Source organism: Variovorax stachyos, assembly GCF_051400855.1.
Classification (GTDB): Bacteria; Pseudomonadota; Gammaproteobacteria; order Burkholderiales; family Burkholderiaceae_C; genus Variovorax.
The window spans coordinates 24,533-51,336 of the sequence record NZ_JBLFFN010000010.1; the positions used below are offsets into that span (position 1 = coordinate 24,533).

Sequence of the window (26,804 nt, forward strand, 5' to 3'; positions counted from 1 at the left end):
TGATGAAGAAGACATTGCGTCCCCTGCTCCTGGCGCTGTGCGCCGCGGCCTTCGCGGCCTTCGCGGCCTTCGCGGCCGATCCGGCGCCGCAGTCGACCTCGGCCACCAATCCTCTGGGCGGCAAGAACGCCGCCGCCAAGCCCGCGCCGGGCCAGCCGCGGCTGATCGCCTGGGAAGAACTGGTGCCCAAGGACTGGGACCCGATGAAGGAATTCAAGGGCATGGACCTGAGCAAGCTCGAGGACGGCGATCCGCGCGCCAACGAGCTGCTGATGAAGATGCAGGAAGTCTCGAACAACGCGCCCACCAACCCGGCGATGAACGGCGTGGAAGTCAAGCTGCCCGGCTTCATCGTGCCGCTGGAAGAGAACAAGGGCGAGGTCACGGAGTTCCTGCTGGTGCCCTACTTCGGCGCCTGCATCCACACCCCGCCGCCGCCGGCCAATCAGATCGTGCACGTGCGCCCGCGCCAGGGCGCGAAGTTCCGCGCCATGGACACGGTGTGGATCACCGGCAAGCTCCAGACCTTGCGCAACGATTCGATGATGGGCGTGAGCGGCTACCACATGACGGCGGAGAGCGTCACCAAGTACACCGGTGGAGCGAAGTAGCGGACAGATGCAGGGCCTGAAGCCTATGATGAACGCGACGCTGCCCTTTCGACGGCAGCGCGCCCGGTTTCATTACCCAAGGAGCGCTCCATGTCCAATCACGTCTACAAACTCCTCGAACTCACCGGCTCCTCGCCCACGAGCAGCGACGACGCCGTGCAGCGTGCCATCGCCAAAGCGAACGAGTCGGTGCGCAACATCCAGTGGTTCGAGGTCACCGAAACCCGTGGCCACGTGCAGGACGGCAAGATCGCGCATTGGCAGGTCACGCTGAAAGTGGGCTTCACCCTCGAGGACTGAAGAGAAAGAAAGGCCCGGTGCGGGCGTCTCAGTCCGGCGCCTGCATGACGCGATCGGATTCCTCGTCGGCCGGTACGTTGTCGGCATCGAGCTCGCTGGCGTCGCTCAGGTCGATGCCGGTTTCGGAAAGCTCGTCGGCTACTTCGGTTTCGTCGTCCAGAGCTTCATCTGCGGACAGCTCATCGTCCTCGAATTCTTCTTCCGCTGGATCGTCGACGGGTTCGACGGAGCGCAGCGGTGGATCGGCGCGGTTCATGATCGGCTCCTAGGCTGTTATGGCTCGCGTTGGCGAGCCCCAAGTGTGAGCCTCCTCGCCCGACTTGGGTAGCCCGAGTTTGCAACTGACCGAACGGGCGGCGTGTCGGAGAGTGCCGCGTCCGCGCCCTTCAGTGCCTGCCTTCAGTGCCTGTGTCCGTGTTCCTCGTGAGCGGGTTCGGCGTGCTCGTGGGCATGTTCGTGTTCGCCATGGGCCAGGCGGCTGACACCCATCACCAGCAGGAGGCCCGCAGCGAGCCAGGCGATCTGCCATGCGGTCTCGCGCGCGCCCAGACGCTTCTGCAACTGCGGGATCAGGTCGGCCAGCGCCACGTACACGAAGCTGCTGGAGGCCAGCACCAGGAAGTAGGGCAGCCAGCCATGGAGCTGGTCCACCAGCCACCAGCCGGCCAGGCCGCCCAGCGCCGTCATGGTGCCGGCGAGCGACACCTTGACCAACGCGGCCCTTGCATTGGGTGAGCTCTGGCGCAGCACGACCAGGTCGCCGATGTGGTGCGGGACTTCGTGCGCCAGCACCGCGATCGCCGCGACCAGGCCCAGACGCAGGTCGGCGATGAAGGCCGAGGCGATCAGGATGCCGTCGCCGAAGCAATGCACGCTGTCGCCGGTGAGCACTGCCCAGCCGCCGCCCTTGCGCAGATGGTCGTGGCCGTGCGAATGCGCGTGTCCGTGTCCATGGTCGTGGTGCTCCTGCTCGCCATGATGGTGCTCATGGCCGTGGTGCCAGAGTTCGGCCTTGTCGAGCAGGAAGAACAGCACCAGCCCGCCGAGCAGCACGCCGAACAGCAGGCCCGGCTCGATGCGGCTCTCGAAGGCCTCGGGCAGCAGGTGCATGAAGGCGGTGGCCAGCAGCGCGCCGGCCGCCAGGCTCAGCAGGTGCTGCGGATCGACGCCGCCGCCGCGGCGCACGCCCACGCGCAACAGCAGCGCGGCGATCCAGACACTTCCGATGCCGGCAACGAGGGTCGCGGCGATGATGATGAGCAGGTTCATGTCGGCTTCACGAGAAAAAACAAAAGCCGCCCATCGGACGGCTTTCGGCAGAAAGCAGCGCTTTCTCAATCCACGCCGTGGGTCCTGAACCAGGCCAAGGCACGCTTCCAGCCGTCCTCGGCCTGGCCCGCGACGTAGCTCGGCCGGTAGTCGGCATGGAAGGCGTGGCCCGCTTCGGGGTACACGACGAACTGGGAGGCCTTGGCCGCCGGCGAGCCGGTGGCCAGAGCCGCTTTCATCTTATCAACCGTGTCAAGAGGGATGCCCTGGTCCTTGCCGCCGTAGAGGCCGAGCACCGGCGCCTTCAGATCGGCGACCAGGTCGATCGGGTGCTTCGGCGTCAGCGCTCCGGGCTGCCCGACCAGCCGGCCATACCAGGCCACGCCCGCCTTGACCTTGCCGGTGGCCGCATAGAGCCAGACGATGCGGCCGCCCCAGCAGAAGCCGGTGATCGCGGCCTCGCCGGCGTCGCCGCCGTTGGCCGCGGCGTACTTCAGGGCGCCGTCGAGGTCGGCCATCACCTGCGCGTCGGGCACCTTGCTGACCACTTCGGCCTGCAACTTGGGGATGTCGGTGTAGCTGCGCGGATCGCCCTGGCGCGCATAGAGCTCGGGCGCGATCGCGTAGTAGCCGGCCTTGGCGAAGCGGCGGCAGGTGTCGGCGATGTACTCGTGCACGCCGAAGATCTCCTGCACCACGAGCACCACGGGCAAGCCGGTCTTGCCGGCGGGAGCGGCGGCGTAAGCCGGCACGTCGAAGCCGTTGACGCTGTACTTGACGGGGCCGGCCTTCAGGCCGTCGGCCGAGGTGTTGATCGCGGTCTGCGCCGCGATGGGCAGCGTGGCCGCCGCATAGCCGACGCCGATGGCGGCCTTGAGCGCAGTGCGGCGCGTGGTGCCTTGCTCGGTGCTCTCGCCTGGGCGAAGCGAATCGAACTCGGCTTGCAGATCGGAACCGGACTGGGGATGGGGCATCAGGGGCATCGGTACGAACTCCTCGAAGGATCGACAACCAGGCACGCAGCCGCGCGCCGGCACAAAGGCCGCACTGTAGGCGATCAGGCGTGAATCCGTTGTGACGCTGGAACCCCGTCATAGGCCCGCAGGGCGAGCGCCGCAGCCAGGACCCGCGCCGGATCGACCAGCCGCAGCCCGGCCACGGCCGCCGAGCCTTGCAGCCCCAGCGGGATCTCGGTGCAGCCCATGACGAGGGCTACGGGCCCATGCCGATCCGCCAGTTGCAGTGCGACCCGGCTGAAGCAACGCTCCGCCAGGCGCATGTCGCCGGCCTTCACACCCTCGTAGATGCCGCGCATCAGCAGCCTGCGCTCCTCGGCCAGTGGCAGATGGCAGGCCAGGCCCGCATCGGCGAGCGCCTGCTCGTAGAGGCCCACGCGGTAGGTCCCTTCGGTCGCCATCAGCGCCGTGCCGCGCACGCCCTCGGCCGCGAGCTGCGCCGAGACCTCGCGCGCCACATGCAATACCTCGATCTGCGGAAATCGCTCCTGCAGGGTGGCGTGCCAGGCATGGGCGGTGTTGCAGGCGATCGCCACGGCGCGGCTGCCCAAGGCGGCCAGCCGTCCCAGCGCCTGCAGCATGGGCTCGAGTGGCTGGTGGGCGCCGAGCGCGCTCGATTCGAGCGCGCCGCTGCGGTCGGGCACCGGCACCTGCGCGAGCCAGTGCTCGGGAAAGGCCTGGTCGCGCACGGGCTCGCCGCGGTCGCGCATGAGCCGGGCACAGGCTTCGACGAAGAGACGCACGAAGTCGGCGCCCGCAGCCGGCCCCATGCCGCCCAAGATACCGACGACGTGAGTCACAGGTCGAGGTTCCCAATGAGCCCTGGCTTCATTCCAGAGACACCGCGGAACCGGCTTTGCCGGGCCGCTGGTGTCGCCCCCGGAAGGGGGTTGGCGAGAGCGACACGAAGTGCGCGAAGCCTGCGGGAGAGCTTATGTGGCAGGCTTGTCGCTGGGCGACTTGATGTTCTCGCGCAGCTGCGGGCTCATCGGCAGGTTCAGCGGCACGTTCTTGGGCGGGATCGGCTGCAGGAACCACTTGTTGTACAGCTTCTCGAACTCGCCGCTCTTCATCAGGCCGATGAAGGTGTCGTCGACCAGCTTCTTGAAGGCCGTGTCGTCCTTGGCCAGCATGCAGGCATAGGGCTCGACCTGCAGTGCCTCGCCCACCACCTCGAACTCGGCCGGGTTCTTCGCGTTGGCCATCAATCCGTACAGCAGGATGTCGTCCATCGCGAACGCGACCGCGCGGCCGCTCTCGACCAGCAGGAAGGCGTCGGCATGGTCCTTGGCCAGCACGATGTCCATGTCGAGGTTCTTCTCGGCGTTGTACTTGCGCATGACCAGCGCGTTGGTGGTGCCGGTGGTGCTGGTGACCGTCTTCTTCGCGAGGTCGGCGTAGTCCTTGATGCCGGAGGACTTCTTCACCAGCAGGCGCGTGCCCGTGTAGAAGTGGTTGATGGCAAAGCTCACGTCCTTGGCCCGTGCGCTGTTGTTGGTGGTGGAGCCGCACTCCAGGTCGATGGTGCCGTTGCTCAGCAGCGGGATGCGGTTCTGCGAGGTCACGGCCATCATCGCCACCTCGAGGTTGGGCTTGTTGAGCCTCTTCTTGACCGCCTCGACCACCGCGTTGGAGAGCTCGACCGAGAAGCCGATCGGCTTGCCTCCATCCAGGTAGCTGAAGGGCACCGAGGACTCGCGGTAGGCGAGCGTGATCTTGCCGGAAGCGGCGATCTTGGCGAGGGTGTCGGCAGCCTGCGCGCCCGTTGCGGCAGCGGCGAGCGCCACTGCGGCCATCAGTACGGAAATCTTCATGCGAGCCCTTTCGGTCGGATTTGGAATGTGTTGCGAAGTGTAGGAACGATTCGCGCGTCCGTCACAATTCCTTTTGCGCCCACGGCCATGACCAAAAGTTATGGCCTTCTTCCCAGAGGGCATGAGCTTTGGCTATGGGCTGCGACGCTTTTGGCATTTCACGCACGCGCGGCCAGGACCTAGAGTCGGCGCATTCCAACAAAGCGACAGGAAGATAGCGTCATGCATGTGGGTGTGCTGGGTGCCGGCATCGTGGGCCTGGCCACGGCGTGGCAGTTGAGCCAGCGGGGCGTGCAGGTGAGCGTGATCGATCGCGCGGCGCCCGGGTCCGGCGCAAGCGGGGGCAACGGCGCTCAACTGAGCTACTCCTACGTGCAGCCGCTGGCCGACCCTTCCATCTGGAAGCAGTTGCCCAAGCTGCTGTTCTCGCCCTCTTCCCCGCTGAAGCTGCGGCCCCAGCTCGATCCGCTGCAATGGCGCTGGGGCGTGGCATTTCTCGCGGCCTGCAATGCGCGCACCTCGCGCGAAACCACGGCCCGGTTGCTCGCACTGGCGGCCGAAAGCCGCGCCGCCTTCGAAGCCATGCTGGCCGAGCTCGAGCCCGATTGCGATTTCTCCAGCACCGGCAAGCTGGTGCTGTATGGAAGTGCCGCCTCGCTGGACGCCGCCCGCCGTCAACTCGAGCTCCAGCGCACGATGGGCAGCGAGCAGCGCCTGGTCACGCCCGACGAATGCATCGCGATCGAGCCCGCGCTCGCCGCCTACCGCACGCAGATGGCAGGCGCCGTTCACACGCCCAGCGAATGCGCGGCCGACTGCCTCAAGCTCTGCATTGCGCTGGAGCGGGCGTTGCGGGCGCGCGGCGTGCGCTTCCTGCTCGACTGCGAGGTGCAGGGCTTCGACCGGCGCGATGGCCGCGTGGCAGCGGCGCAGACCAGCGCAGGCAACGTGGAGGCGGACGCCTTCGTCATGGCCCTCGGCACCGCCTCGCACCGGCTGGGCCGCCAGCTCGGCGCCTACCTGCCGGTGTATCCGCTCAAGGGCTACAGCATCACGGTCGATGTGGATGGTGCGCCCGATGACGCGCCGCAGGTCAGCGTGACCGACAGCGCACGCAAGGTGGTGTTCGCGCGAATCGGCTCGCGCCTGCGCGTGGCGGGGATGGCCGAGCTGGTGGGGCACGATGCCAGCATCCCGGCCACGCGCATCGAGTCGCTGGCGGCGGCGACGCGCGCCGTGTTTCCGCAGGCCAGCCGCATGGAGGCGCTCCATCCCTGGACCGGCATGCGCCCGGCCACGCCGACAGGCGTGCCCATCGTCGGGCGACTGGCCGGTGCGCCGTCGAACGTGGTGTTCAACACCGGCCACGGCGCCCTTGGCTTCACGCTGGCTTTCGGATCGGCTGAGCGCGTAGCGCGGCAATTGGCGGCCTAGGGCCCGTTGACGTCAACAGGCCCTAGGCCACCCCTTCGATCGCCTCGCGCATGCAGCGCGTGATGCCGCGCACCGCCACCGAATCGGGCCGCTCGGCAAATCGCAAGGCACGGATCGGCACCGGAATGCGCGGCTCGAGCGCCAGCACATCCACCTTGTCGCGATCGGCCGAGCCGGCGGTGCAACCGTCGACCAGGGCGACACCCAACCCGTGGTGCGCCATGGCCAGCGCGGCATGGTAGGTCTGCACCGTGACCACCGCCTGCTGGAAGCCCACGCCGGCCTGCCGGCAAGCCTGGCTCAGGCTGGTGCCCACGGGGTCCCGGCTGTCGAGGCCCACCACGGGCAGGTCGACCAGGTCGTGCAGTGCCGCGGAGCCGTTGCGCACCAGCGCGCGCGGCAACATCCCCTTGGGCGCGATGCACACCATGCGGCTGTCGGCGAGCGTTTCCTGGGTGAGCGAGGGATGCACCGCGGGACTGAAGGCGAAGCCCACGTCGGCCTCCTGCCGCAGCAGCGCCGACATGATCTGCGGCGAATGCAGCGATTCCACCGTGACGGCGATGCCCGGATGCTTCTGCCGGAAGGCCTTGAGCGCACGCGGCAGCACCTCATAGCTCAGCGCCAGGACCGTGAGGATGCGCAGCTCGCCGGCATCGCTGCCGGTACGCAGGTGGGCCGCGAGCCGCTGCACCTCGTCGAGCTGCGCGAAGAGGCGCTCGATATGCGGATAGAGCGCCTGCGCCTCGGTGGTCGGCGTGAGCCGTCCCTTGGCACGCTGGAACAGCGGGAAGCCCAGCTGGATCTCCGCGTGCTGCAGCGTGCGGCTGACGGCAGGCTGCGTGATGTTGATGAGCCTGGCCGCCGCGCTCACGCTGCCGGTGAGCATGATGGCGTTGAAGACCTCGATGTGGCGCAGGCGCATCGAGCGGTTTACTTGGCCGCGACCTTGCCGCGCGAGATGTCCATCACCATCCGCGCCGCCAGGTAAAGCCGCGGCTCGATGGAGTCGATCAACACGTACTCGGCATCCGCCGAGTGCGCGCCGAAGCCCTGCAAGCCGAAGCGCTCCACCACTGGCGCCTTGGTCTGCAGCGCGGCAAAGGCGGCATCGGTGCCGCCACCGGCCACCTTGTCGTCCGCGCCCAGATCGCGGCCCAGTTCCTTGTAGATCGCCTGCGCATGCGAGGCGAGCGCGCGCGAAGCGTCGGTGGCCTCCAGCGGCGGGCGCCGGCGCTCGAACTTCATCTCGACCTTGGCCTCGGGGATCAGCTGCTTCTTCACGCGCTCCTGCACCTGCTTCTCGATGCGGTCGTAGTCGCTGACCTTGAGCACTCGCACATCGGCCCCCGCGCTTGCCGACGCGGGGATCACGTTGCGATTGGAGCCCGCCTTCGAGATGGTCCAGTTCATCTTGAGCCCGGTCGCCGGATCGGACAGGTCGCGCATCTGCAGGATCTGGTGCGAGAGCTCGTACAGCGCGTTCACGCCCAGCTCCGGCGCCGACCCCGCATGCGAGGCCTTGCCCGTGACGTTGAGCGACACCGACGCGATGCCGGCGGTGGCCAGCGAGAGCTTGTCTTCCTTGACCGAGGCGCCCTCGTACGACATCACCACGTCGTGCTCCGCGCCGAGCCGGCTGATGAGCGCGCGCGAGCCGGGCGAGCTGATTTCCTCGTCGCCGTTGATCAGCACCGTGAGCGTGCCGTACTCCTTGAAGTCCAGCGCCTTCAGGAGCGCCACCGCGTGCAGGATGACGGCCACGCCCTGCTTGTCGTCGGCAATGCCCAGGCCGTAGGCCTTGTCGCCCTCGATGCGGAAGGGCTGCTTGTTCAGCATGCCGATCTGGTAGACCGTGTCCATGTGGGCGATCAGCATGATCTTCTTGCTGCCGGTGCCCTTGAACGTGGCACGCACCGCCTTGCCGATCTTCTCCGGCGTGTCCTCCATGCGGTAGGCCTCGGCCGTCGGGTCGACCAGCTCGACCTGGCCGCCCATCGCCTTCAGCCGCTCGGCGATCAGGTTGGCGATCTTGTCCAGGCCTTCGAGGTCGCGGCTGCCAGATTCGATCGAGACCAGCTGCTTCAAGGTGTCGAGCAGGGCGGGCTTTTCCTTGGCGGCCAGCGCGGCGATGCGCTCGTCGGGTGCTGCCGAGGCGATGCCCAGCCAGGCGGCGCAGACGGCGCCGAGCGCGAAGGTGCGGAGGGAATGGGAGAGCTTCATCTTCTTGTCTTTCCTTGGGTTGACTTCTTTGTCTTCTTTCAGTGGGCCTTGTCCCAGTTCGGGCCAAAGCCGATCTCGGCCAGCAGCGGAACCTTGAGCTCCGCCACGCCGGCCATGATCCGCGGGATCTCGCTGCGGACCCACTCGACTTCATCCTCGGGCACCTCGAACACCAGTTCGTCGTGCACCTGCATGATCATCTTGGTACGGCGCTTTTCGGCGTCGAGCACCTCCTGCACCTTGACCATGCTGAGCTTGATCAGGTCGGCCGCCGTGCCCTGCATCGGCGCGTTGATGGCCGCCCGCTCGGCCCCGCCGCGTCGCGGGCCGTTGGGCGAGTTGATCTCGGGCAGGTAGAGGCGCCGGCCGAACACCGTCTCCACGTAGCCCCGCTGCTTGGCCAGCGCCTTGGTCTCGTCCATGTAGATCTTCACGCCCGGGTAGCGGGCGAAGTAGCGGTCGATGTAGGACGCCGCGGCCTTGGTCTCGATGCCGAGGTTGCGCGCCAGGCCGAAGCTGCTCATGCCGTAGATCAGCCCGAAATTGATGACCTTGGCATAGCGGCGCTGCTCGCTCGACACCTGGTCCACCGCCACCCCGAAGACCTCGGCCGCGGTCGCGCGGTGCACGTCGATGCCCTCGGTGAAGGCGCGCAGCAGAGAAGCGTCGCCGCTGATGTGGGCCATGATGCGCAGTTCGATCTGCGAGTAGTCGGAACTCGCGATCACGCTGCCCGGCGGCGCCACGAAGGCCTCGCGCACGCGCCGCCCTTCGGGGGTGCGGATCGGGATGTTCTGGAGATTGGGCTCGTTGCTGGACAGCCGCCCCGTCACCGCCACGGCCTGCGCGTAGTGCGTGTGCACGCGGCCCGAGCGCGGATGCGCCAGCTGGCCCAGCTTGTCGGTGTAGGTCCCCTTGAGCTTGGACAGGCCCCGGTGCTCGAGGATCTTGGCCGGCAGCGGGAAGTCCTCGGCGAGCTTTTCCAGCACCTCCTCGTCGGTGCTCGGCGCACCGCTGGGCGTCTTCTTGACCACCGGCAGCCCCAGCTTGGTGAAGAAGACCTCGCCGATCTGCTTCGGCGAGCCCAGGTTGAAGGGCTGGCCCGCGAGCTCGTAGGCCTCCTGCTCCAGCGCCATGATGCGCTTGCCCAGCTCGTTGCTCTGCGCCGCCAGCGTGGGCGCGTCGATCAGCACGCCGTTGCGCTCGACGCGGTAGAGCGTCTCGCTGGAGGCCATTTCCAGCTCGTAGACGAAGCGCAGCTTGTCGTCCGCCTGCAGTCTGGGCCAGAGCGCAAGGTGCACGTCCAGCGTCTGGTCGGAGTCCTCGCAGGCGTACTCGGCCGCCTTGTCGATCGACACCTGGCTGAATGGGATCTGGTGCGCGCCCTTGCCGCACAGGTCCTCGTAGTCGATGCCGCTGCGGCCCAGGTGGCGCTCGGCCAGGCTGGCCAGGCCGTGCGGCTTGTGCACCTCCAGCACGTAGCTCTGCAGCATGGTGTCGTGCGCGTAGCCCCGCACCTCGATGCCGTGGTTGGCGAACACGTGGCGGTCGTACTTGACGTGCTGGCCCAGCTTCTTCTTCGTCGCGTCCTCCAGCCAGGGCTTGAGCTTTGCCAGCACCTCGTCGCGCGGCAGCTGCGCCGGCGCGTCGCCGTAGTTGTGCGCCAGGGGGATGTAGGCCGCCTCGCCCGGCTTGACGCTGAAGCTGATGCCCACGATCTCGGCGTGGACCTCGTCCAGCGAGTTGGTCTCCGTGTCCAGCGCGACCAGTTCGGCCGCCTCGATCTTCGCCAGCCAGGTGTCGAAGAGCGCCCAGTCGAGGACGATGTCGTAAACCAGGTTGCTGGCCTTGGCCGCGGCGTCGGCGGCCGGCTCCTCGAGCAGGCCGGTGCCGCCCTCGGGGCCGCGCTTCGCCTTGTTCTCCTCGATGAGCTCGGGCGGGACTTCATGCGCCTCCAGCGTCTTCACGAGGCTCTTGAAGCCGTACCTCTCGTAAAAGCTCTTCAGCTCGTCGACCTGCTGCGGGCCGATGGCAATGCCTTCGAGCGACGGGAGCCCGGACACATGGCCGTCGAGCTCGCAATCGGTGCGGATGGTGACCAGCCGCTTGCCCTGCGGCAGCCAGTCCAAAGCCTTGCGCAGGTTCTCGCCCGCCTGGCCCTTGACTTCGCCGGCGCGGGCGATGAGCGCATCGAGCGAGCCGTACTCCAGCAGCCACTTGGCGGCCGTTTTCGGGCCGACCTTCTCGACGCCGGGCACGTTGTCCACGCTGTCGCCCACCAGCGTCTGGTAGTCGACCATCAGGTGGGGCGGCACGCCGAACTCGGCCGTGACGCCGGCCACGTCGCGCTTCTTACCACTCATGGTGTCGATGATGGTGATGTGCTCATCGACCAGCTGGCTCATGTCCTTGTCGCCGCTGGAGACGATCACCTCGACGCCCTGGTTCGCCGCTGTGCGCGCCAGGGTGCCGATCACGTCATCGGCCTCGATGTCGGGCACGCAGAGCACCGGCCAGCCCAGGAGCTTGACGACTTCATGAATGGGCTCGACCTGGCTGCGCAGGTCGTCGGGCATCGCGGAGCGGTTGGCCTTGTACTGGGGATACCACGCGTCCCTGAAGGTTTTCCCGGGCGCGTCGAAGACGCAGGCGGCGTAGTCGGCCCGCACCTCGCGGCGCAGCACCTGCAGCATGTTGATCATGCCCCGGATGGCCCCGGTCGCCGGGCTGCCGGGATCGCCCGGCACCGCGCGCAGATCGGGCATCGCGTGGAAGGCGCGGTAGAGATAGCTCGAGCCATCCACGAGCAGCAATGTTTTCTTGTCGGTCATCGAAGCATTTTGCCGTGCCGCGCTTGGGCCTCAGCACGACGGGGAACGTCGCTTCCGGCTGACAGCAGGCCCTGAGGCCCCGCCTACAATCGAGCCATGTCCTCCACTCCTCTTCTGCTTGCCCGCGCCGCCCTGCTGGCCGCGCTGGCCGGCGCCGCACCGCTGGCCGCCGTTCATGCCCAGAGCGCGCCGCCGCCCGATGCGGCCCAGGCCACGCCCGAGTCGCCGCGCCGCAACCAGAAGATCGAGCACATCCACGTCGAGGATTCCGGTGCCCGCGTCGACGAGGTGCGCTACGGCGGCCGGACCCAGAGCATCACGGTCCAGCCCAAGGCGAACGTGCCCTCCTACGAGGTGCTCCCCAACAACACCGGGCTCGATCGGCAGGGGCCCACCGACGCGGGCGGCGGCAACGGCAACGGCGCGCGGGTCTGGAACGTGCTCAAGTTCTGAGCACGGGCGGCCGTGGCGGTCTTCACCGAAGTCGGGTTCGACGAGGCCGATGCGCTGGTCCAGCGCCTCGGCCTGGGTCCGCTCACCGCGCTGCGAGGCATCGAGGGCGGCATCGAGAACACCAACTACTTCGCCAGCACCGCTTCGGGCGAATTCGTGCTGACGCTGTTCGAGCGCCTGGGGCCGCATCAACTGCCCTACTACCTCTGCCTGATGAAGCACCTGGCCTCGCGCGGCATCCCGGTGCCCGAACCGGTCGCCGACCCGGCGATCGAGCCGCCCCTCGGGCATCCTCTTTCCATCCCGGCGGACGCGCCCTGCGAGTTCCTGCACCGGGTCGCGGGCAAGCCGGCGGCGCTGGTGCAGCGGCTCGAAGGCAGGAGCGAGCTGGCGCCCACCCCGGCGCATTGTGCCGAGCTGGGCCGCCTGCTGGCGCGCATGCACCAGGCCGCGCGCGACTTCCCCCGCATCCAGCCCAATCTTCGCGGCCTGGCCTGGTGGAACGACACCGCGCCGGTGGTGCTGCCCCACCTCGAGGCCCCGCAGGCCGCGCTTCTGAAGAGCGAGCTGGCCTACCAGAACCACATCGCCGAATCGTCCGCCTACGCGGCACTGCCCTGCGGTCCGGTGCACGCCGACCTGTTCCGCGACAACGCGATGTTCGCCATCGGTGAAGAGGTGCCGCGCCTGACCGGGGTGTTCGACTTCTATTTCGCAGGCACCGACACCTGGCTCTTCGACCTGGCGGTGTGCCTCAACGACTGGGCGATCGACCTTCCCACCGGCCGGCACGACGCGGTCCGCGCCAACGCCCTCCTGGCCGCCTACGGCACTGTCCGGCCGCTGACCGGCGCCGAGCGCACCCTGCTGCCCGCCATGCTGCGCGCTGCCGCCCTGCGCTTCTGGATCTCCCGGCTGTGGGACTTCCACCTGCCGCGCGAAGCGAGCATGCTCAAGGCCCATGACCCCACGCATTTCGAGCGGGTGCTGCGCGAGCGCTCCAGCGCACCCGCCGCGCCCGTTCTCCCCTTTTCCGCCGCCCGCGGCGAGCCGCAGGCCGCCTGAACGGGGGCCGGTCCATCCATGAAACTGAACCTCGTGCCGGCACGCACCGGCGCCGAATGGGTCCGCGTCGGGCTCAAGACCTTCTGGCGGCAGCCGCTGGCCTTCATCTCGCTGTTCTTCCTGTTCATGGCGTCGATCTCGATCGCCTCCCAGCTGCCGCTGATCGGCAGCGTGCTTGCGCCGATCCTGCTGCCCTTCATGACGCTGGGGCTGATGGTCGCCACCTCGGTCGCCTATGCCAACGACCGGCAGAAGCCGGCCGCGCCGGCCATGTTCGCGGCCGCGGCCGAAGCGGTGCGCAGCGAGTGGCGGCCGATGATCGTGCTGGGCCTGATCTCGGCCGCCTATTTCATCCTGGCAGTGGGCGTCTCGGCCCTGTTGGACGGGGGGCAGCTGGCGCGCGCCTACCTGCTCGACGAGACGCTCGCGCCCGAGGTGATGGCCAGCAGCGACTTCCAGACCGCGCGCCTGTTCGTCATGGTGCTCAATCTGCCGCTGTCGCTCGCCATGTGGCATGCGCCGGCGCTGGTGCACTGGCATCACGTCGAACCGGTCAAGAGCCTGTTCTTCAGCCTGGTCGCGCTGTTCCGCAACTTCGGCGCCTACGCGATGTTCTGCCTCTCGTGGTTCGGCGTGTTCCTGGTCGCCGGCATCGCCATCGGGCTGCTGGCCACGGTGCTGGTCGGTGTCGGCGCCATCGGCATGGGAGGCGGCGGCGCCTCGGCCATCGGCAGCGCGCTGATGATCGGCAGCGCCCTGGTGCTGGCAGCCATGTCGCTGAGCTCGACCTGGTTCACCTTCAGGGACAGTTTTCGGGCGGACTGATACGGGAACGCGAACCGAGCGAAGGGCTTAGACCGGCGTCAGCTTCGCCACCGACAGCGCCAGCCACTTGATGCCATGGCGCGGAAAGTTGATCTGCGCCCGCGCATCGTCGCCGGTGCCCTCCAGCGCGAGCACGGTGCCCTCGCCAAACTTGTTGTGGAAGACCTGCATGCCCGAACGCAGGCCATGCGAAGGCGCGGTCTTCTGCGGCGGCACGGGCGGGCTGGCGAAGCTTTCCTTGCTGCCGTAGCTGCCGCCGCGCGTGCTCGCGTAGCCTCCGCCGTAGCCGAAAGCCGAAGGCGTGAAGCCCTGGTTCTTCGGTGTCAGCCATTTGAGCGCGGTCTCGGGCAGCTCGTCGAAGAAGCGGCTCTTGAGGTTGTAGCGGGTCTGGCCGTGCAGCATGCGCGTTTGCGAGTGGCTCAGATAGAGGCGCTTTCGTGCACGCGTGATGGCCACGTACATCAGCCGGCGTTCCTCTTCCAGGCTTTCGTAGTCCGACAACGAGTTCTCGTGCGGAAAGAGGCCCTCCTCCATGCCGGTGATGAACACGCAGTCGAACTCCAGGCCCTTGGCCGCGTGCACGGTCATCAGTTGCACCGCGTCCTGCCCGGCCTGCGCCTGGTTGTCGCCCGATTCCAGCGCGGCGTGCGTCAGGAAGGCAGCGAGGGGGCTCATGGTTTCGCCGGTCTCGGCGTCCGGCACCAGCGGCTCGTCGGTGATCGGCAGGTTGGGATCGAGCCCCTGGCTGGCCGGCGACTGGCGCAGCTCGTCCACTGGCATCGCCACCGCATCGCGGCCGAAGCCCTCCTGTGTGACGAAGCTCTCGGCCGCGTTGACCAGTTCCTCCAGGTTCTCGATGCGGTCGGCGCCTTCGCGCTCGCTGCGGTAGTGCTCGATCAGGCCGCTGTGCTGCAGCACCAGCTCGATGATCTCGCGCAAGGACAGGCCCTGCGTCTGCTCGCGCAGCACGTCGATCTTGGCGACGAAGGCAGACAGGTTGGCGCCGGCCTTGCCGCCGACGGCAGCGACCGCATCGTGCAGCGATCTACCCGCGGCCCGGGCCGCGTCCTGCAGCTGCTCGATGCTGCGCGCGCCGATGCCGCGCGGCGGGAAGTTGACGATGCGCAGGAAGCTGGTGTCGTCGTCCTTGTTCTCCAGCAGCCGCAGGTAGGCCAGCGCATGCTTGATCTCGGCGCGCTCGAAGAAGCGCAGGCCGCCGTACACGCGGTAGGGCACGGCAGCATTGAAGAGCGCGGTCTCGATCACGCGGCTCTGCGCGTTGCTGCGGTAGAGCACCGCCATCTCCTTGCGCTCGATGCCTTCACGCACGAGCTGGCGCATCTCCTCCACCATCCACTGCGCCTCGGCGAAGTCGCTGGTGGATTCGTAGACGCGCACCGGCTCGCCGGGCCCCTGGTCGGTGCGCAGGTTTTTGCCCAGCCGCTTCTTGTTGTGACTGATCAGCGCGTTGGCGGAATCGAGGATGTTGCTGTAGCTGCGGTAGTTCTGCTCCAGCTTGATCTGGTGCGTGACCTCGAACTCCTGCACGAAGTCGGCCATGTTGCCAACCCGCGCGCCGCGAAAGGCGTAGATGCTCTGGTCATCGTCGCCGACCGCGAGCACGCTGTTGTCGCCGGGCACGAAGCGGCCCTCCACCGTGTGACCGGCGAGCATCTTGATCCAGGCGTACTGCAGGCGATTGGTGTCCTGGAATTCGTCGATGAGGATGTGGCGGAAGCGCCGCTGGTAGTGCTCGCGCACCGGGTCGTTGTCGCGCAGCAGCTCGTAGCTGCGCAGCATCAGCTCGCCGAAGTCGACCACGCCTTCGCGCTGGCACTGCTCCTCGTAGAGCTGGTAGAGCTCGACCTTCTTGCGGTCGTCCTCGCTGCGGCTCTCGATGTCGCGCGGGCGCAGGCCGTCTTCCTTGGCGCCGGCGATGAACCACTGGGTCTGCTTGGCCGGGAAGCGCTCCTCGTCGACGTTGAACTGCTTCATCAGCCGCTTGATGGCCGAAAGCTGGTCCTGGGTGTCGAGGATCTGGAAGGTGGACGGCAGCCCGGCGAGCTTCCAGTGCGCGCGCAGGAAGCGGTTGCACAGGCCGTGGAATGTGCCGATCCACATCCCGCGCACGTTGACGGGCAGCATCGCCGTGAGCCGCGCCATCATTTCCTTGGCCGCCTTGTTGGTGAAGGTGACGGCCAGGATGCCGCCGGGCGACACCTGGCCGGTCTGCAGCAGCCAGGCGATGCGGGTGGTCAGGACCCGGGTCTTGCCGGAGCCGGCACCGGCGAGGATCAGGGCGTTGCCGGCGGGCAGCGTGACGGCGGCGAGCTGCTCGGGGTTGAGGTTTTGCAGCAAGGGGGATGCGGGCGCGGGGTCTTCGAACAGCATGGTGCATTGTAGGAAGCATGGTCGCGCAGCAGCAGCGCGCGCCGACCGGGGCGGATGAGATGCAATCGAACCCTTTCCGCTGATCCGTGACTCAGCCGTTACGGACGATGTATTTGTAGGCAGCGTCCCAAGTGACTCGACATTCCGCTACACACACGGCTCGGGGCTCCCGCCGAAGTCAGCACTCGGCAAACCGGAAGATAGATATCTCATCGACAGGCTAGCCAAACCGGTGCGCCAGACAATCCTTGCGTATGCCCGGCCGGCAGTGAGCGTTGACCGAGGCGGCGCATAGCGATCGCGCCCCGTCCGCCCGCACCTACTTGCGCCAGAACGCGGGGGTCAGAAGCGCGATAAAACTCAGCATTTCGAGCCGGCCGAGCACCATTGCGAAGGTGCACACCCACAGCTGGAAATTCGTCAGGCCGCTGAAGTTGCCGGCGGGCCCGACCGTGCCGAGCCCCGGCCCGGTGCAATTCACGCTGGCCAGCACGGCGCTGAAGGCGGTGACCGGGTCGAGGTCGGTCAGCACCAGCAACATGCTCAGCGAGATCGTCGTCACGCCGTAGACCAACATGAAGGCCAGCACAGAGAAGATCACGCGGTGGTCGACAACCATGCTGCCGAGAGTCACCGGTTGAACCGCGTGCCGATGGACGAGTCGCTCCATCTCACGCCGCGCCTGCTTCACAAGGATGAGTACCCGGACCATCTTGATGCCGCAACCCGTGGACCCGGCGCTGGTCGCCACGCCTGAGAGCAGCAGCATGAAAAGCGGTGCGAACACCGGCCAGTGCAGGTAGTCGACGGTGGCATAGCCGGTGGTGCTGCCGACCGAGATGGCGTGGAACACGCCGTGGCGCAGCGCATCCAGCGGCCCGTAGGTGCCTTTCACCCACAGCACCGCCGCCACCAGAAACCCGCTTCCGATCAGCGCGACGAGCGTGGCGCGCAGCTCCGGGTCGCGCCAGAAGCCGCGCCAGCGCCCCTTTCGCATCGCGACGAAATACAGCGCGAAGTTGCAGCTGGCCGCGAGCATGAAAAGCACGGCCACCCCTTCGAGCAGCGGCGAGGCGAAGTGCGCGAAGCTCGCGTCGTGCGACGAGAGTCCGCCCAGGCTCACGGTAGAGAACATGTGCATCAGTGCGTCGATCGCCGTCATGCCGCCGGCCCAGTACGCAAGGAAGCAGAGCGCGGAGAAGGTCGCGTAGATGCCCCACAGCCCCTTGGCGGTTTCCTTCACGCGCGGGGTGAGCTTGCTGTCCTTGATGGGGCCGGCCACCTCGGCCTTGAAGAGCTGGCTGCCGCCCACACCCAGCAGCGGCAGGATGGCCACGGCCAGGACCAGGATCCCCATGCCGCCGAGCCATTGCAGGAAGGTGCGCCACACATTGATTGACACGGGCAACTCGTCCAGCTTGGAGAGCACCGTCGCGCCCGTGGTCGTGATGCCCGACACGGCCTCGAAATACGCGTGCGTGAAGTTGATCGGCCGCCCGATGGTGTCGAGCGCCCACATCAGCGGCAGCGTGGCAGAGAGCGGCAGCAGCACCCAGGTGAACGACACCAGGAAGATGCCGTGGCGCGGATGCAGCTCGTGCCTGTAGCGCCGCAGCCCAACCCACAACGCCGCTCCGCACACGAATGAGATCGCTGCAGAGAGGGCCCACACATGGCGCAGACCGTCGGCGTGCGTCCACGAGATGACCCACGGCACGAACATGCCGAGCGAGAAGAAGCACAGGAGCGCGCCGAGCACGCGCAACGCCGGGAAGAAGTCGCTCATGGAACGAGGGCGACGCCGTCAGAAAAAAGTCGCGCTCACGCTGAACAACTTCTCCACGTCGCGCAGCTGGCGCTTGCGCGGCACGAAGATCACGACGTGATCGTTGCTCTCGATGACGGTGTCGCCGCGCGCGATGATCACCTTCGCCGGCGTCATCGGCGCCTGGCCGGACGGGACGGCGCCCTCGCCGAGCTCCGGCAACCCGCGCATGATCAGCCCGGCCTGCGCGCCCTTGGGCAGATTGAGCTCGCAAATCCTGCGGCCCACGACGCGCGAAGTCTTGCGGTCGCCGCGCGCGACGATTTCCAAGGCTTCGGCGACGCCACGCCGCAGGCTGTGCACCGCATGCACGTCGCCGCGCCTCACATAGGCCAGCAGTTCACCGAGCATGGTCTGCGCGGGCGACAGCGCGATGTCGATCTGCGTGCCATGCATCAGGTCGGCATAGCTGCGCCGGTTGATGAGCGCCAGCACGCGGGTCGCGCCCAGGCGCTTGGCCAGCAGGCTGGCCATGATGTTGTCCTCGTCGTCGCTGGTGAGCGAGAGGAACAGGTCGATGTTCTCGATGCCCTCGTCTTCCAGCAAGTCCTCATCGGTCCCGTCGCCGTGCAGCACCAGCACCCTGTGCTGCAGTTCGGAGGCGAGCTGCACGCAACGTGCATGGTCGCGCTCCAGCACCTTGATGCGGTAGTTGCGGCCGGTCTCGATGAGCTGTCTTGTGAGCCGCAGCCCCACGCGGCCACCGCCCGCGATCATGATGCGCTCCACGTCGCGATGGTCAGCCCGGTCGTAGCGGTGCAGCGCAGACAGCACCGACTGCAGGTGCTCGCGTGCCGACAGCACGAACACCTCGTCGCCTGGCTCTATGAGCGTCTTGCCTTCGCAGACAATGAAGCGGTCGGGCTCGCCTTCAAGCCGGCGGTAGATGCCGACGATGCGCATGTCCGCGCCGGGCACGGTTTCGCTCAACTCGGCGATGCTGTGGCGCACCATTGGCGCACCCGCCACGGCGCGCACCGCCACGAGGCAGGCCAGCCCGTTGGCGAACTCGCGCACCTGCAGCGCCTCGGGGTACTCCACCAGCTTGCCGATGTAGCGCGTCAGCGATTCCTCGGGGCAGATCACGCGGTCGACGGCAAAGCCTTCCTTGCCGAGGAGCGGGCTGTCGTCCTTGAATGCATTGGAGCGCACGCGCGCGATGCGTGTCGGAACGCCGAACACCTGGTGTGCCACCTTGCAGCAGACCAGGTTGGTCTCATCCTGAGCGGCGCAGGCGATCAGCATGTCGGCGTCGCGCGCACCGGCTTCGGCCAGCACGTCCGGCTCGATGCCGCTGCCGACCACGCCGCGCAGTTCGACGCGCTCTTCGAGTTCGCGCAGGCGTGCCACATCGGTGTCGATGACCGTGATGTCGTTGCGCTCCGACACGAGCGTGCCGGCAACGCTCTCGCCAATTCGGCCTGCGCCGACAATGATTATTCTCAAGGTGTAGACCCTTCGGATCGATTTATACGCCCGAAGGGATCGCCCGAGAGTGGTGTTTCTACGCCCTTGGTCCAGCATGCAGCGGCGCGTGGCGCTGACAAGAAGCTGGGTGGTTTAACCTAGGGTTCACTTGGTGCGCCAGGCAATCGCGTGCGTGCACTGCACCGGAGGCTCATCAGCCCTCATGTATAGCTGGTATTCCGAAACCAGCCGGCACACGCGCCGTCGCACTACTAGAATCGCTCACCGGGCCCAAGTTTCTTGCGCCCGGTTTTTTGCGCGCGCTTCCCTTGCGGAACGTACTCGAAAACCGGCCAGACCAAGCGCTCATTCGTTCTTCAACGACCTCCTCAGGAGCTTGGTTTCATGCAGATCTTCGACTACGACAACATCCTCCTCCTGCCGCGCAAATGCGTGGTGGAAAGCCGTTCCGAGTGCGACGCCAGCGTCACGCTGGGCGGCCGCACCTTCCGCATCCCGACGGTGCCTGCCAACATGAAGACGGTGGTCGACGAGACCATCTGCACCTGGCTCGCGCAGAACGGCTATTTCTACGTGATGCACCGCTTCGACCTCGACAACGTGCAGTTCGTGAAGGACATGCACGCCAAGGGCGTCTTCGCGTCCATCTCGCTGGGGGTCAAGAAGCCGGACTACGAGACGGTGGACCGCCTGGCCGCCGAGGGCCTCGCGCCCGAATACATCACCATCGACATCGCACACGGCCACGCCGAGACGGTGAAGAACATGATCGCCTACCTCCGGAAGAAGCTGCCCAAGGCCTTCGTGATCGCGGGCAACGTGGGCACGCCCGAGGCGGTGATCGATCTCGAGAACTGGGGCGCCGATGCGACCAAGGTCGGCATCGGGCCGGGCAAGGTCTGCATCACCAAGCTCAAGACCGGCTTCGGGACCGGCGGCTGGCAGCTGTCGGCGCTCAAGTGGTGCGCGCGGGTGGCGACCAAGCCCATCATTGCCGACGGCGGCATCCGCGACCACGGCGACATCGCCAAGAGCATCCGTTTCGGCGCTTCGATGGTGATGATCGGCTCGCTGTTCGCCGGCCACGAGGAATCGCCGGGCAGGACGGTGGAGGTCGACGGCGCGCTCTTCAAGGAGTACTACGGCTCGGCCAGCGACTTCAACAAGGGCGAGTACAAGCACGTCGAAGGCAAGCGCATCCTCGAGCCGATCAAGGGCAAGCTGGCCGACACCCTCGTCGAGATGGAGCAGGACATCCAGAGCTCCATCAGCTACGCGGGCGGGCGCAAGCTCATGGACATCCGCAAGGTCAACTACGTCACGCTGGGCGGCGACAACGCGGGCGAGCACCTGCTGATGTAAGCCGCCGGCCACGCCCGGGCCGCTCGATTCTGGTTAGAATTTGCGCTGCGTTGGGGGGGTAGCTCAGCTGGGAGAGCGCCGCGTTCGCAATGCGGAGGTCGGGAGTTCGATCCTCCTCCTCTCCACCAACTCTTTCAAAGGCCTCGGCATCCGCCGGGGCCTTTTGCTTTCAGGGTCTTTTCAGGCGTCCAGCGTCAGGTGCTGGCCGTGCAGCGCCGCGGCTGCGGGCGAGGCCAGGAAACCGATGGTCTGCGCCGCCACGGCCGTCGAGACCCAGCTCTCGGGCTTGGCATCGGGCATGGCCTGGCGGTTGGCCGGCGTGTCCAGCACGCTGGGGGCGATGCTGTTCACCGTGATCCCATGCGGCTTCAATTCGGCAGCCGAAGCCTCGACGAGGCGCTGCAACGCACTCTTCGACGCGATATAGGCCGCCATGGCCGCGGTCCCGCGCGCCGCGTTCTTGGCCGTGACCGCGACCACGCTGCCTGCCTTGCGCTCGATCATCGACGGCACCAGCGCCTGCGAAACCGCGACGAAAGACCATGCATTCAGGTTCATCATGCGATCCCAAGCAGCGCGGCTCAGCGCGTGCACCTCTCCGCCCATCTCGAAGCCGCCGGCGATGTGCACCAGCGCATCGACCTGCTTGAAGGCTGCGAGGATGCGACCCGCCGCATCCCCCATGCTCTCGACGGACGTGACGTCAACCTCGAGCAACAGGTGTTGCGAGTTGTCGAGGCCCGGGAAGACGTTGACGATGTGCTCCATGCGGTGGTCGAGCAGCGCGATGCGGGCGCCCTGGTCGAGGAAGTGCTGCACGACGGCGCGGCCCAGCGCGCCGGCGGCGCCTGTCACCACGATGTGGCGGGAGGTGTTGGGGTCGATCATTCGCGGCTCCTTGTTCGGGCAGGCATCGTAACGCCGCGGCCACGCAGGAAACGTGCATCATTGCCCTTCCCCCTCCCCCTTTCGTCCCCCTTCACTGCACTCGGAGACTTGTCATGAAAGAAGTTGTTGTTGTGAGTGGCGTTCGCACCGCGATCGGCACCTTCGGCGGCGCGCTCAAGGACGTGCCGCCCACGCGGCTCGCCGCGCTGGTGACCCAGGAAGCGCTCGCGCGCGCCAAGGTCGACGGCAAGGACGTGGGCCATGTGGTCTTCGGCCACGTGGTCAACACCGAGCCGCGCGACATGTACATGGCCCGCGTGGCTGCCATCGAAGGCGGCTGCGCGCAAGAAACGCCTGCGCTCACCGTCAACCGCCTCTGCGGCTCGGGCCTGCAGGCGATCGTGAGCGCGGCGCAGAGCATCCAGCTCGGCGACGCGAAGGTGGCCGTCGGCGGCGGCGCCGAGAGCATGAGCCGCGCCCCGCTGTCCTCGCTCACTGCCCGCTGGGGCGTGCGCATGGGCGACATGAAGCTGGTCGACATGATGATCGGCGCGCTGCACGACCCCTTCGAGAACATCCACATGGGCGTCACTGCCGAGAACGTAGCGAAGAAGTGGAACATCAGCCGCGAGATGCAGGACCAGACCGCCCTGACCAGCCACCAGCGTGCGCAGAAGGCGATCGAGGGCGGCTACTTCAAGAGCCAGATCGTCCCGGTGCCGTTGCAGAGCCGCAAAGGCCCGACGCAGTTCGACACCGACGAGCACGTGCGCTTCGACGCCAAGCTGGAAGACATGGCCAAGCTCAAGCCCGCCTTCCTGAAGGAGAACGGCACGGTGACGGCCGGCAATGCCTCTGGCATCAACGACGCCGCCGCGGCCGTGGTGCTGATGGAGAAGGAAGAGGCGGCGCGCCGCGGCCTGAAGCCGATGGCGCGCATCGTGGCCTATGCCTTCGCCGGCGTGGACCCGAACTACATGGGCATCGGGCCCGTACCGGCCTCGCGCAAGGCGCTGGAAAAGGCGGGCCTCCAGGCTTCGGACATGGATGTGATCGAGGCCAACGAGGCCTTCGCCGCGCAGGCCTGTGCGGTCACGCAGGACCTCGGCCTCGACCCTGCGAAGGTGAACCCCAACGGCTCCGGGATCTCCCTCGGCCACCCGATCGGCGCCACCGGCGCGCTGATCACCGTCAAGGCCCTGTACGAGCTGGAGCGGGTTCAGGGCCGTTACGCGCTGGTGACCATGTGCATCGGCGGCGGGCAGGGCATCGCCTGCATTTTTGAGCGCGCCTGAGCCGAGGGCGGAAACATTTCTGGCTATAATCTTTGGATTGCCTGAATGACAGCAATGTCGATCAGGGGCTCTTAGCTCAGTTGGTAGAGCAGCGGACTCTTAATCCGTAGGTCGAGTGTTCGAGTCACTCAGGGCCCACCAAAATACCGCGCCAACGCTGAAAAGCCCGCCATCCCAAAGATGGCGGGCTTTTTTCTTTGGAGGCGGCTCCGGGCGGGCGCCCTCAATCTGCCGTCGCCCCGGACTTCTTCACCAGTTCGGCCCACCGCGGGATCTCCCTGGCCATGTGGTCGTGCAGTTCTTCCGGCGTGCTGCCCACGATCTCCATTGCGAGCTGGTCCGAAAGCCTGGCTTGCACATCGGGCTGCTTGAGCGCCTTGACGATCTCGGCATTGAGGCGCTGCACGATCGGCTTGGGCGTGCCCTTGGGCGCATACACGGCCTGCCACGACGACATCTCGAAGCCCGGAATGCCGGATTCGATCATCGTCGGCAGCTCCGGCACCAGCGCGATGCGCTTGCCCGTCGTCACGGCCAGCAGCTTGAGCTTGCCGCTCTTGACCAGCGGCAGCGCCGCCGTCACCTGGTCGAACATGAAGGGCACCAGCCCCGCGGCCACGTCGGTCATGGCGGGCGGCGTGCCCTTGTACGGCACGTGGGTCAGCTTCACGCCGATCAGGTCGGCGAACATCTCGCCGGCCAGATGGGTGGAGGTGCCGGCGCCGGAAGAGGCAAAGGTGCGCTTGCTCTCGTCCTTCTTCAGCAGGGCCACCAGTTCGGCCACTGAGTTCACGCCGAGCTGGCTGTTGACGATCAACACATTGGGCAGGCGCGCAACCAGCGAGACCGGCTCGAAGTCCTTCATCGGGTCGTAGGGCAGCTTCTTGTAGAGGCTGGCGTTGATGGCGTGCGTGCTGATGGTGCCGCCGAAGAGCGTGTAGCCGTCGGGTGCTGCCTTGGCCACGTAGGCGGCGCCGATGCCGCCTGCCTGGCCCGGCTTGTTCTCGACCACCACCGACTGCTTGAGGCTCTCGCCCAGCTTCTGGGCGAGCGTGCGCCCCACGATGTCGGTGGAGCCGCCTGCCGTGAAGGGCACCACGTAGACGATGGGCTTGGCGGCGGGCCATTCAGGCGCCTGGGCCCAGGTGGCGACAGGGGCGAGCGCGGCCAGAAGCAGGGCCGCGGCGCGTCGGGTGAAACGCATGGTTTTTGTCTCCTCAATCGTCGGAATGAAATTCCTCAGCGGCCGTGAACCTGGCGCCAGGCCGCGAAGTCAGCGCGGCTCTGTTCGTCGGTGGGCGGGTACAGGCCCAGGATGGAGCGGCCTTCGAGCACCTTTTCCTGCACGAAGTCCTCGAAGACGGTCATCTCTGTCGCTTCGGCGGCAATCTCGTCGGCCATGTAGGCGGGAATGACGATCACGCCCTCGGCATCGCCCACGATCACATCGCCGGGAAACACCGGCGCGTCGCCGCAGCCGATGGGCACGTTGATGTCGATGGCCTGGTGCAGCGTGAGATTGGTCGGTGCGCTGGGGCGGCTGTGATACGCCGCAAATCCCAGCTTGGCGATATCGGGGCTGTCGCGGAAGCCTCCGTCGGTCACCACGCCGGCGGCGCCGCGCTTCATCAGCCGCGTAACCAGGATGCCGCCGGCCGAGGCGGCGCGCGCGTCCTTGCGGCTGTCGATCACCAGCACGGCGCCTTCAGGGCACTGCTCCACCGCCTGGCGCTGCGGATGGTTGCGGTCGAGGAAGACGCCGATGGGATTCAGGTCCTCGCGCGCGGGGATGTAGCGCAGCGTGAAAGCCTCGCCCACCATGTTGGGCAGGCCGGGGTCGAGCGGCCGCACGTCCTGGATGAACTGGTGGCGCAGGCCGCGCTTGAACAAGGCCGTGCACAAGGTGGCGGTGCTCACCTTCATGAGCTGCTCGCGGGTGGCGGGATTCAAGGGTCGTCTCCGTTCTCGAGAAAAATTGGAAGGGCGCTCAGAAGATGTCGGGCTCGGGCACCGGCTTGCCGAAGCTGGTTTCGAGAAAATCGAAATCGCAGCCCTCGTCGGCCTGCTTGATGTGGCGGCCGAACATCCAGCCATAGCCGCGCTCGTAGCGCGGCGGCGGCGGCGTCCAGGCGGCCTTGCGTCGGGCGAGTTCCTCGTCGCTGACCTCGAGGTGAATGCGCCGCGCCGGCACGTCCACGCTGATGCGGTCGCCAGTCTTCACGAGCGCGAGCGGGCCGCCGATCGCCGATTCGGGCGAGCAGTGCAGCAGGCAGCCGCCGTAGCTGGTGCCGCTCATGCGTGCGTCGGACAGGCGCAGCATGTCTTTCACGCCCTGCTTCAGCAGCTTGGTCGGGATGGGCAGCATGCCCCACTCCGGCATGCCGGCGCCGCGCGGTCCGGCGTTGCGCAGCACCAGGATGTCATCGCCCGTCACGTCCAGGTCCGGGTCTTCCACGGCTGCCTTGAGCGCCGGGTAGTCGTCGAACACCAGCGCGCGGCCGGTGTGCTGCAGCAGGTGCGGTGCGCAGGCGCTGGGCTTGATCACCACGCCGTCGGGCGCCAGGTTGCCGCGCAGCACGGCCAGCGCCCCTTCGGCGTAGATGGGGTTGGCGAGCGGCCGGATGACGTCGTCGTCGTACACCTCGGCCGCTGCGATGTTCTCGCCGAGCGTGCGGCCGTTGACGGTGCGCGCCTCGGTCTTGAGGTGGCCTCGGATGCGCTCCAGCAGCGCAGGCAGGCCGCCGGCGTAGAAGAAGTCCTCCATCAGGTAGGCATCGCCGCTGGGCCGGATGTTGGCGATGACGGGCACGCGGCGGCTGAAGGCATCGAAGTCGTCCAGGCTTACCGGGTGGCCCGCGCGCCGCGACATCGCGATCAGGTGGATGATGGCGTTGGTGCTGCAGCCCATGGCCATCGCGCAGGCGATGCCGTTCTCGAAGTTGGCGCGGGTGAGCAGCTTCGCGGGCGTGAGGTCTTCCCACACCATCTCGACGATGCGGCGTCCGCACTCGGCGCTCATGCGGGTGTGGTTGGCGTCCGCCGCAGGAATGCTGGAGGCGCCCGGCAGGCTCAGGCCCACCGCCTCGGCGATGCCCATCATGGTGGCGGCGGTGCCCATGGTCATGCAGGTGCCGTGGCTGCGGGCGATGCCGGCCTCCATCTCGGACCAGGCCTGCTCGCTCAAGCGCCCGGCACGGCGCTCGTCCCAGTACTTGAAGGCATCGGAGCCCGAACCCAGCACCCTGCCCTTCCAGTTGCCGCGCAGCATGGGGCCGGCCGGCAGGTAGATGAAGGGGATGCCCATGCTGAGCGCACCCATCGTGAGGCCGGGCGTGGTCTTGTCGCAGCCGCCCATCAGCACCGCGCCGTCCACCGGGTGGCTGCGCAGCAGCTCTTCCGTTTCCATGGCCAGGAAGTTGCGGTAGAGCATGGTCGTGGGCTTGACCATGCTTTCCGAGAGCGAGATGGCCGGCAGCTCCAGCGGGAAGCCGCCCGCCTGCAGGACGCCGCGCTTGACGTCCTCCACCCGGTGCTTGAAGTGCGCGTGGCACTGGTTGGCGTCGCTCCAGGTGTTGACGATGGCGATCACGGGCTTGCCCATCCAGTCGTCATAGCTGTAGCCCATCTGCAGCACGCGCGAGCGGTGGCCGAAGGAACGGAAGTCGTCGGGCGCGAACCAGCGGGCGCTGCGCAGGAATTCGTAGGGGCGTTTCATCAGGGCTGTCTCTGGGCGTGCGGGCGAATTAAAACACTAATATATTAGTGCGTCAATGC

Annotated in this window: 23 protein-coding genes and 2 tRNA genes; 10 read left to right on the forward strand and 15 right to left on the reverse strand. The window is 67.2% G+C overall.

From position 1 onward, the window contains the following. Window positions 1-2: 2 nt before the first annotated feature. Both ACMGEZ_RS18490 and ACMGEZ_RS18495 read left to right on the forward strand, forming a co-directional pair. Complete coding sequence (locus tag ACMGEZ_RS18490) at window positions 3-611, forward strand: DUF3299 domain-containing protein (RefSeq protein WP_436823882.1); 609 nt, start codon at window positions 3-5, stop codon at window positions 609-611. A 90-nt stretch (window positions 612-701) separates the two neighbouring features. Then, on the forward strand, window positions 702-911 hold the full coding sequence (locus tag ACMGEZ_RS18495; protein ID WP_436823738.1) for a dodecin: 210 nt from the start codon (window positions 702-704) through the stop codon (window positions 909-911). Between the two features lie 28 nt (window positions 912-939). On the opposite strand, the gene ACMGEZ_RS18500 is transcribed toward ACMGEZ_RS18495, so the two are convergent. The 5 genes from ACMGEZ_RS18500 to ACMGEZ_RS18520 all read right to left on the reverse strand — a co-directional run bounded on the left by ACMGEZ_RS18500 (window position 940) and on the right by ACMGEZ_RS18520 (window position 5,010). Further along, a complete protein-coding gene (locus tag ACMGEZ_RS18500; RefSeq protein WP_436823739.1) occupies window positions 940-1,167 on the reverse strand; it encodes a hypothetical protein in 228 nt (75 codons plus the stop codon). A 143-nt stretch (window positions 1,168-1,310) separates the two neighbouring features. Further along, window positions 1,311-2,180: a ZIP family metal transporter gene (locus tag ACMGEZ_RS18505; protein WP_436823740.1), complete on the reverse strand. Its 870-nt coding sequence runs from the start codon at window positions 2,178-2,180 to the stop codon at window positions 1,311-1,313. A gap of 65 nt (window positions 2,181-2,245) precedes the next feature. Next, on the reverse strand, window positions 2,246-3,163 hold the full coding sequence (locus tag ACMGEZ_RS18510; protein ID WP_436823741.1) for a dienelactone hydrolase family protein: 918 nt from the start codon (window positions 3,161-3,163) through the stop codon (window positions 2,246-2,248). A gap of 74 nt (window positions 3,164-3,237) precedes the next feature. Further along, entirely contained in the window at window positions 3,238-3,996 is a 759-nt protein-coding gene (locus ACMGEZ_RS18515; RefSeq protein WP_436823742.1) for an aspartate/glutamate racemase family protein, read from the reverse strand. A 132-nt stretch (window positions 3,997-4,128) separates the two neighbouring features. Beyond that, window positions 4,129-5,010 carry a transporter substrate-binding domain-containing protein gene (locus ACMGEZ_RS18520; protein ID WP_436823743.1) on the reverse strand — a complete coding sequence of 294 codons (882 nt, stop codon included), beginning with the start codon at window positions 5,008-5,010 and terminating at the stop codon, window positions 4,129-4,131. 222 nt (window positions 5,011-5,232) lie between these two features. Here ACMGEZ_RS18520 and ACMGEZ_RS18525 point away from each other — a divergent pair, with 222 nt between their 5' ends. Continuing rightward, window positions 5,233-6,444: a D-amino acid dehydrogenase gene (locus ACMGEZ_RS18525; RefSeq protein WP_436823744.1), complete on the forward strand. Its 1,212-nt coding sequence runs from the start codon at window positions 5,233-5,235 to the stop codon at window positions 6,442-6,444. Window positions 6,445-6,466: 22 nt separating this feature from the next. On the opposite strand, the gene ACMGEZ_RS18530 is transcribed toward ACMGEZ_RS18525, so the two are convergent. The 3 genes from ACMGEZ_RS18530 to polA are packed head-to-tail and all read right to left on the reverse strand — an operon-like array spanning window position 6,467 to window position 11,498. After that, window positions 6,467-7,369 (reverse strand): LysR family transcriptional regulator, encoded by a 903-nt coding sequence (locus tag ACMGEZ_RS18530; protein ID WP_436823745.1) that lies wholly within the window; start codon window positions 7,367-7,369, stop codon window positions 6,467-6,469. Between the two features lie 8 nt (window positions 7,370-7,377). After that, a complete protein-coding gene (locus ACMGEZ_RS18535; protein ID WP_436823746.1) occupies window positions 7,378-8,667 on the reverse strand; it encodes a M20/M25/M40 family metallo-hydrolase in 1,290 nt (429 codons plus the stop codon). A gap of 38 nt (window positions 8,668-8,705) precedes the next feature. Further along, window positions 8,706-11,498, reverse strand: a complete 2,793-nt coding sequence (polA, locus tag ACMGEZ_RS18540; RefSeq protein ID WP_436823747.1) for a DNA polymerase I — start codon at window positions 11,496-11,498, stop codon at window positions 8,706-8,708. Window positions 11,499-11,594: 96 nt separating this feature from the next. On the opposite strand from polA, the gene ACMGEZ_RS18545 reads away from it, so the two are divergent. Genes ACMGEZ_RS18545 through ACMGEZ_RS18555 form a run of 3 tightly spaced genes read left to right on the forward strand, consistent with a single transcriptional unit; the run spans window position 11,595 to window position 13,841 of the window. Further along, window positions 11,595-11,951: a hypothetical protein gene (locus ACMGEZ_RS18545; protein ID WP_436823748.1), complete on the forward strand. Its 357-nt coding sequence runs from the start codon at window positions 11,595-11,597 to the stop codon at window positions 11,949-11,951. Window positions 11,952-11,963: 12 nt separating this feature from the next. Beyond that, entirely contained in the window at window positions 11,964-13,016 is a 1,053-nt protein-coding gene (locus ACMGEZ_RS18550) for a homoserine kinase (protein ID WP_436823749.1), read from the forward strand. Window positions 13,017-13,034: 18 nt separating this feature from the next. Then, the gene (locus ACMGEZ_RS18555) at window positions 13,035-13,841 is read left to right on the forward strand and encodes a BPSS1780 family membrane protein (RefSeq protein ID WP_436823750.1); all 807 of its coding nucleotides are present in this window, start codon (window positions 13,035-13,037) and stop codon (window positions 13,839-13,841) included. Window positions 13,842-13,868: 27 nt separating this feature from the next. Here ACMGEZ_RS18555 and ACMGEZ_RS18560 read toward each other — a convergent pair whose 3' ends face one another. The 3 genes from ACMGEZ_RS18560 to trkA all read right to left on the reverse strand — a co-directional run bounded on the left by ACMGEZ_RS18560 (window position 13,869) and on the right by trkA (window position 19,503). Beyond that, a complete protein-coding gene (locus ACMGEZ_RS18560) occupies window positions 13,869-16,232 on the reverse strand; it encodes a UvrD-helicase domain-containing protein (RefSeq protein ID WP_436823751.1) in 2,364 nt (787 codons plus the stop codon). 319 nt (window positions 16,233-16,551) lie between these two features. Beyond that, on the reverse strand, window positions 16,552-18,018 hold the full coding sequence (locus tag ACMGEZ_RS18565; RefSeq protein WP_436823752.1) for a TrkH family potassium uptake protein: 1,467 nt from the start codon (window positions 18,016-18,018) through the stop codon (window positions 16,552-16,554). An 18-nt stretch (window positions 18,019-18,036) separates the two neighbouring features. Beyond that, on the reverse strand, window positions 18,037-19,503 hold the full coding sequence (gene trkA / locus ACMGEZ_RS18570) for a Trk system potassium transporter TrkA (RefSeq protein ID WP_436823753.1): 1,467 nt from the start codon (window positions 19,501-19,503) through the stop codon (window positions 18,037-18,039). A gap of 366 nt (window positions 19,504-19,869) precedes the next feature. Between trkA and ACMGEZ_RS18575 the strand changes: the two genes are divergently transcribed. After that, on the forward strand, window positions 19,870-20,847 hold the full coding sequence (locus ACMGEZ_RS18575; protein WP_436823754.1) for a GMP reductase: 978 nt from the start codon (window positions 19,870-19,872) through the stop codon (window positions 20,845-20,847). Between the two features lie 52 nt (window positions 20,848-20,899). Then, window positions 20,900-20,975 (forward strand) — tRNA-Ala (locus ACMGEZ_RS18580). Between the two features lie 52 nt (window positions 20,976-21,027). Here ACMGEZ_RS18580 and ACMGEZ_RS18585 read toward each other — a convergent pair. After that, a complete protein-coding gene (locus ACMGEZ_RS18585; RefSeq protein ID WP_436823755.1) occupies window positions 21,028-21,735 on the reverse strand; it encodes an SDR family NAD(P)-dependent oxidoreductase in 708 nt (235 codons plus the stop codon). Between the two features lie 113 nt (window positions 21,736-21,848). Between ACMGEZ_RS18585 and bktB the strand changes: the two genes are divergently transcribed. Then, the gene (gene bktB, locus ACMGEZ_RS18590) at window positions 21,849-23,030 is read left to right on the forward strand and encodes a beta-ketothiolase BktB (protein WP_436823756.1); all 1,182 of its coding nucleotides are present in this window, start codon (window positions 21,849-21,851) and stop codon (window positions 23,028-23,030) included. A 65-nt stretch (window positions 23,031-23,095) separates the two neighbouring features. Beyond that, window positions 23,096-23,171, forward strand: a tRNA-Lys gene (locus ACMGEZ_RS18595). An 82-nt stretch (window positions 23,172-23,253) separates the two neighbouring features. On the opposite strand, the gene ACMGEZ_RS18600 is transcribed toward ACMGEZ_RS18595, so the two are convergent. Genes ACMGEZ_RS18600 through araD form a run of 3 tightly spaced genes read right to left on the reverse strand, consistent with a single transcriptional unit; the run spans window position 23,254 to window position 26,745 of the window. Continuing rightward, a complete protein-coding gene (locus ACMGEZ_RS18600) occupies window positions 23,254-24,234 on the reverse strand; it encodes a Bug family tripartite tricarboxylate transporter substrate binding protein (RefSeq protein WP_436823757.1) in 981 nt (326 codons plus the stop codon). Between the two features lie 35 nt (window positions 24,235-24,269). Continuing rightward, entirely contained in the window at window positions 24,270-24,980 is a 711-nt protein-coding gene (locus ACMGEZ_RS18605) for a ribonuclease activity regulator RraA (protein WP_436823758.1), read from the reverse strand. Between the two features lie 37 nt (window positions 24,981-25,017). Continuing rightward, entirely contained in the window at window positions 25,018-26,745 is a 1,728-nt protein-coding gene (gene araD, locus ACMGEZ_RS18610) for an L-arabinonate dehydratase (RefSeq protein WP_436823759.1), read from the reverse strand. Window positions 26,746-26,804 lie beyond the last annotated feature (59 nt).

What these genes read in the sequence shown, in the direction of transcription:
- polA (WP_436823747.1), bottom strand. Translation starts at nt 11,498, where the DNA reads ATGACCGACAAGAAAACATTGCTGCTCGTGGATGGCTCGAGCTATCTC.
- araD (WP_436823759.1), bottom strand. Translation starts at nt 26,745, where the DNA reads ATGAAACGCCCCTACGAATTCCTGCGCAGCGCCCGCTGGTTCGCGCCC.
- bktB (WP_436823756.1), top strand. Translation starts at nt 21,849, where the DNA reads ATGAAAGAAGTTGTTGTTGTGAGTGGCGTTCGCACCGCGATCGGCACC.
- ACMGEZ_RS18560 (WP_436823751.1), bottom strand. Translation starts at nt 16,232, where the DNA reads ATGCTGTTCGAAGACCCCGCGCCCGCATCCCCCTTGCTGCAAAACCTC.
- ACMGEZ_RS18505 (WP_436823740.1), bottom strand. Translation starts at nt 2,180, where the DNA reads ATGAACCTGCTCATCATCATCGCCGCGACCCTCGTTGCCGGCATCGGA.
- ACMGEZ_RS18510 (WP_436823741.1), bottom strand. Translation starts at nt 3,163, where the DNA reads ATGCCCCTGATGCCCCATCCCCAGTCCGGTTCCGATCTGCAAGCCGAG.
- ACMGEZ_RS18525 (WP_436823744.1), top strand. Translation starts at nt 5,233, where the DNA reads ATGCATGTGGGTGTGCTGGGTGCCGGCATCGTGGGCCTGGCCACGGCG.
- ACMGEZ_RS18545 (WP_436823748.1), top strand. Translation starts at nt 11,595, where the DNA reads ATGTCCTCCACTCCTCTTCTGCTTGCCCGCGCCGCCCTGCTGGCCGCG.
- ACMGEZ_RS18565 (WP_436823752.1), bottom strand. Translation starts at nt 18,018, where the DNA reads ATGAGCGACTTCTTCCCGGCGTTGCGCGTGCTCGGCGCGCTCCTGTGC.
- ACMGEZ_RS18500 (WP_436823739.1), bottom strand. Translation starts at nt 1,167, where the DNA reads ATGAACCGCGCCGATCCACCGCTGCGCTCCGTCGAACCCGTCGACGAT.
- ACMGEZ_RS18530 (WP_436823745.1), bottom strand. Translation starts at nt 7,369, where the DNA reads ATGCGCCTGCGCCACATCGAGGTCTTCAACGCCATCATGCTCACCGGC.
- ACMGEZ_RS18490 (WP_436823882.1), top strand. Translation starts at nt 3, where the DNA reads ATGAAGAAGACATTGCGTCCCCTGCTCCTGGCGCTGTGCGCCGCGGCC.
- ACMGEZ_RS18600 (WP_436823757.1), bottom strand. Translation starts at nt 24,234, where the DNA reads ATGCGTTTCACCCGACGCGCCGCGGCCCTGCTTCTGGCCGCGCTCGCC.
- ACMGEZ_RS18555 (WP_436823750.1), top strand. Translation starts at nt 13,035, where the DNA reads ATGAAACTGAACCTCGTGCCGGCACGCACCGGCGCCGAATGGGTCCGC.
- ACMGEZ_RS18495 (WP_436823738.1), top strand. Translation starts at nt 702, where the DNA reads ATGTCCAATCACGTCTACAAACTCCTCGAACTCACCGGCTCCTCGCCC.
- ACMGEZ_RS18575 (WP_436823754.1), top strand. Translation starts at nt 19,870, where the DNA reads ATGCAGATCTTCGACTACGACAACATCCTCCTCCTGCCGCGCAAATGC.
- ACMGEZ_RS18535 (WP_436823746.1), bottom strand. Translation starts at nt 8,667, where the DNA reads ATGAAGCTCTCCCATTCCCTCCGCACCTTCGCGCTCGGCGCCGTCTGC.
- ACMGEZ_RS18585 (WP_436823755.1), bottom strand. Translation starts at nt 21,735, where the DNA reads ATGATCGACCCCAACACCTCCCGCCACATCGTGGTGACAGGCGCCGCC.
- ACMGEZ_RS18520 (WP_436823743.1), bottom strand. Translation starts at nt 5,010, where the DNA reads ATGAAGATTTCCGTACTGATGGCCGCAGTGGCGCTCGCCGCTGCCGCA.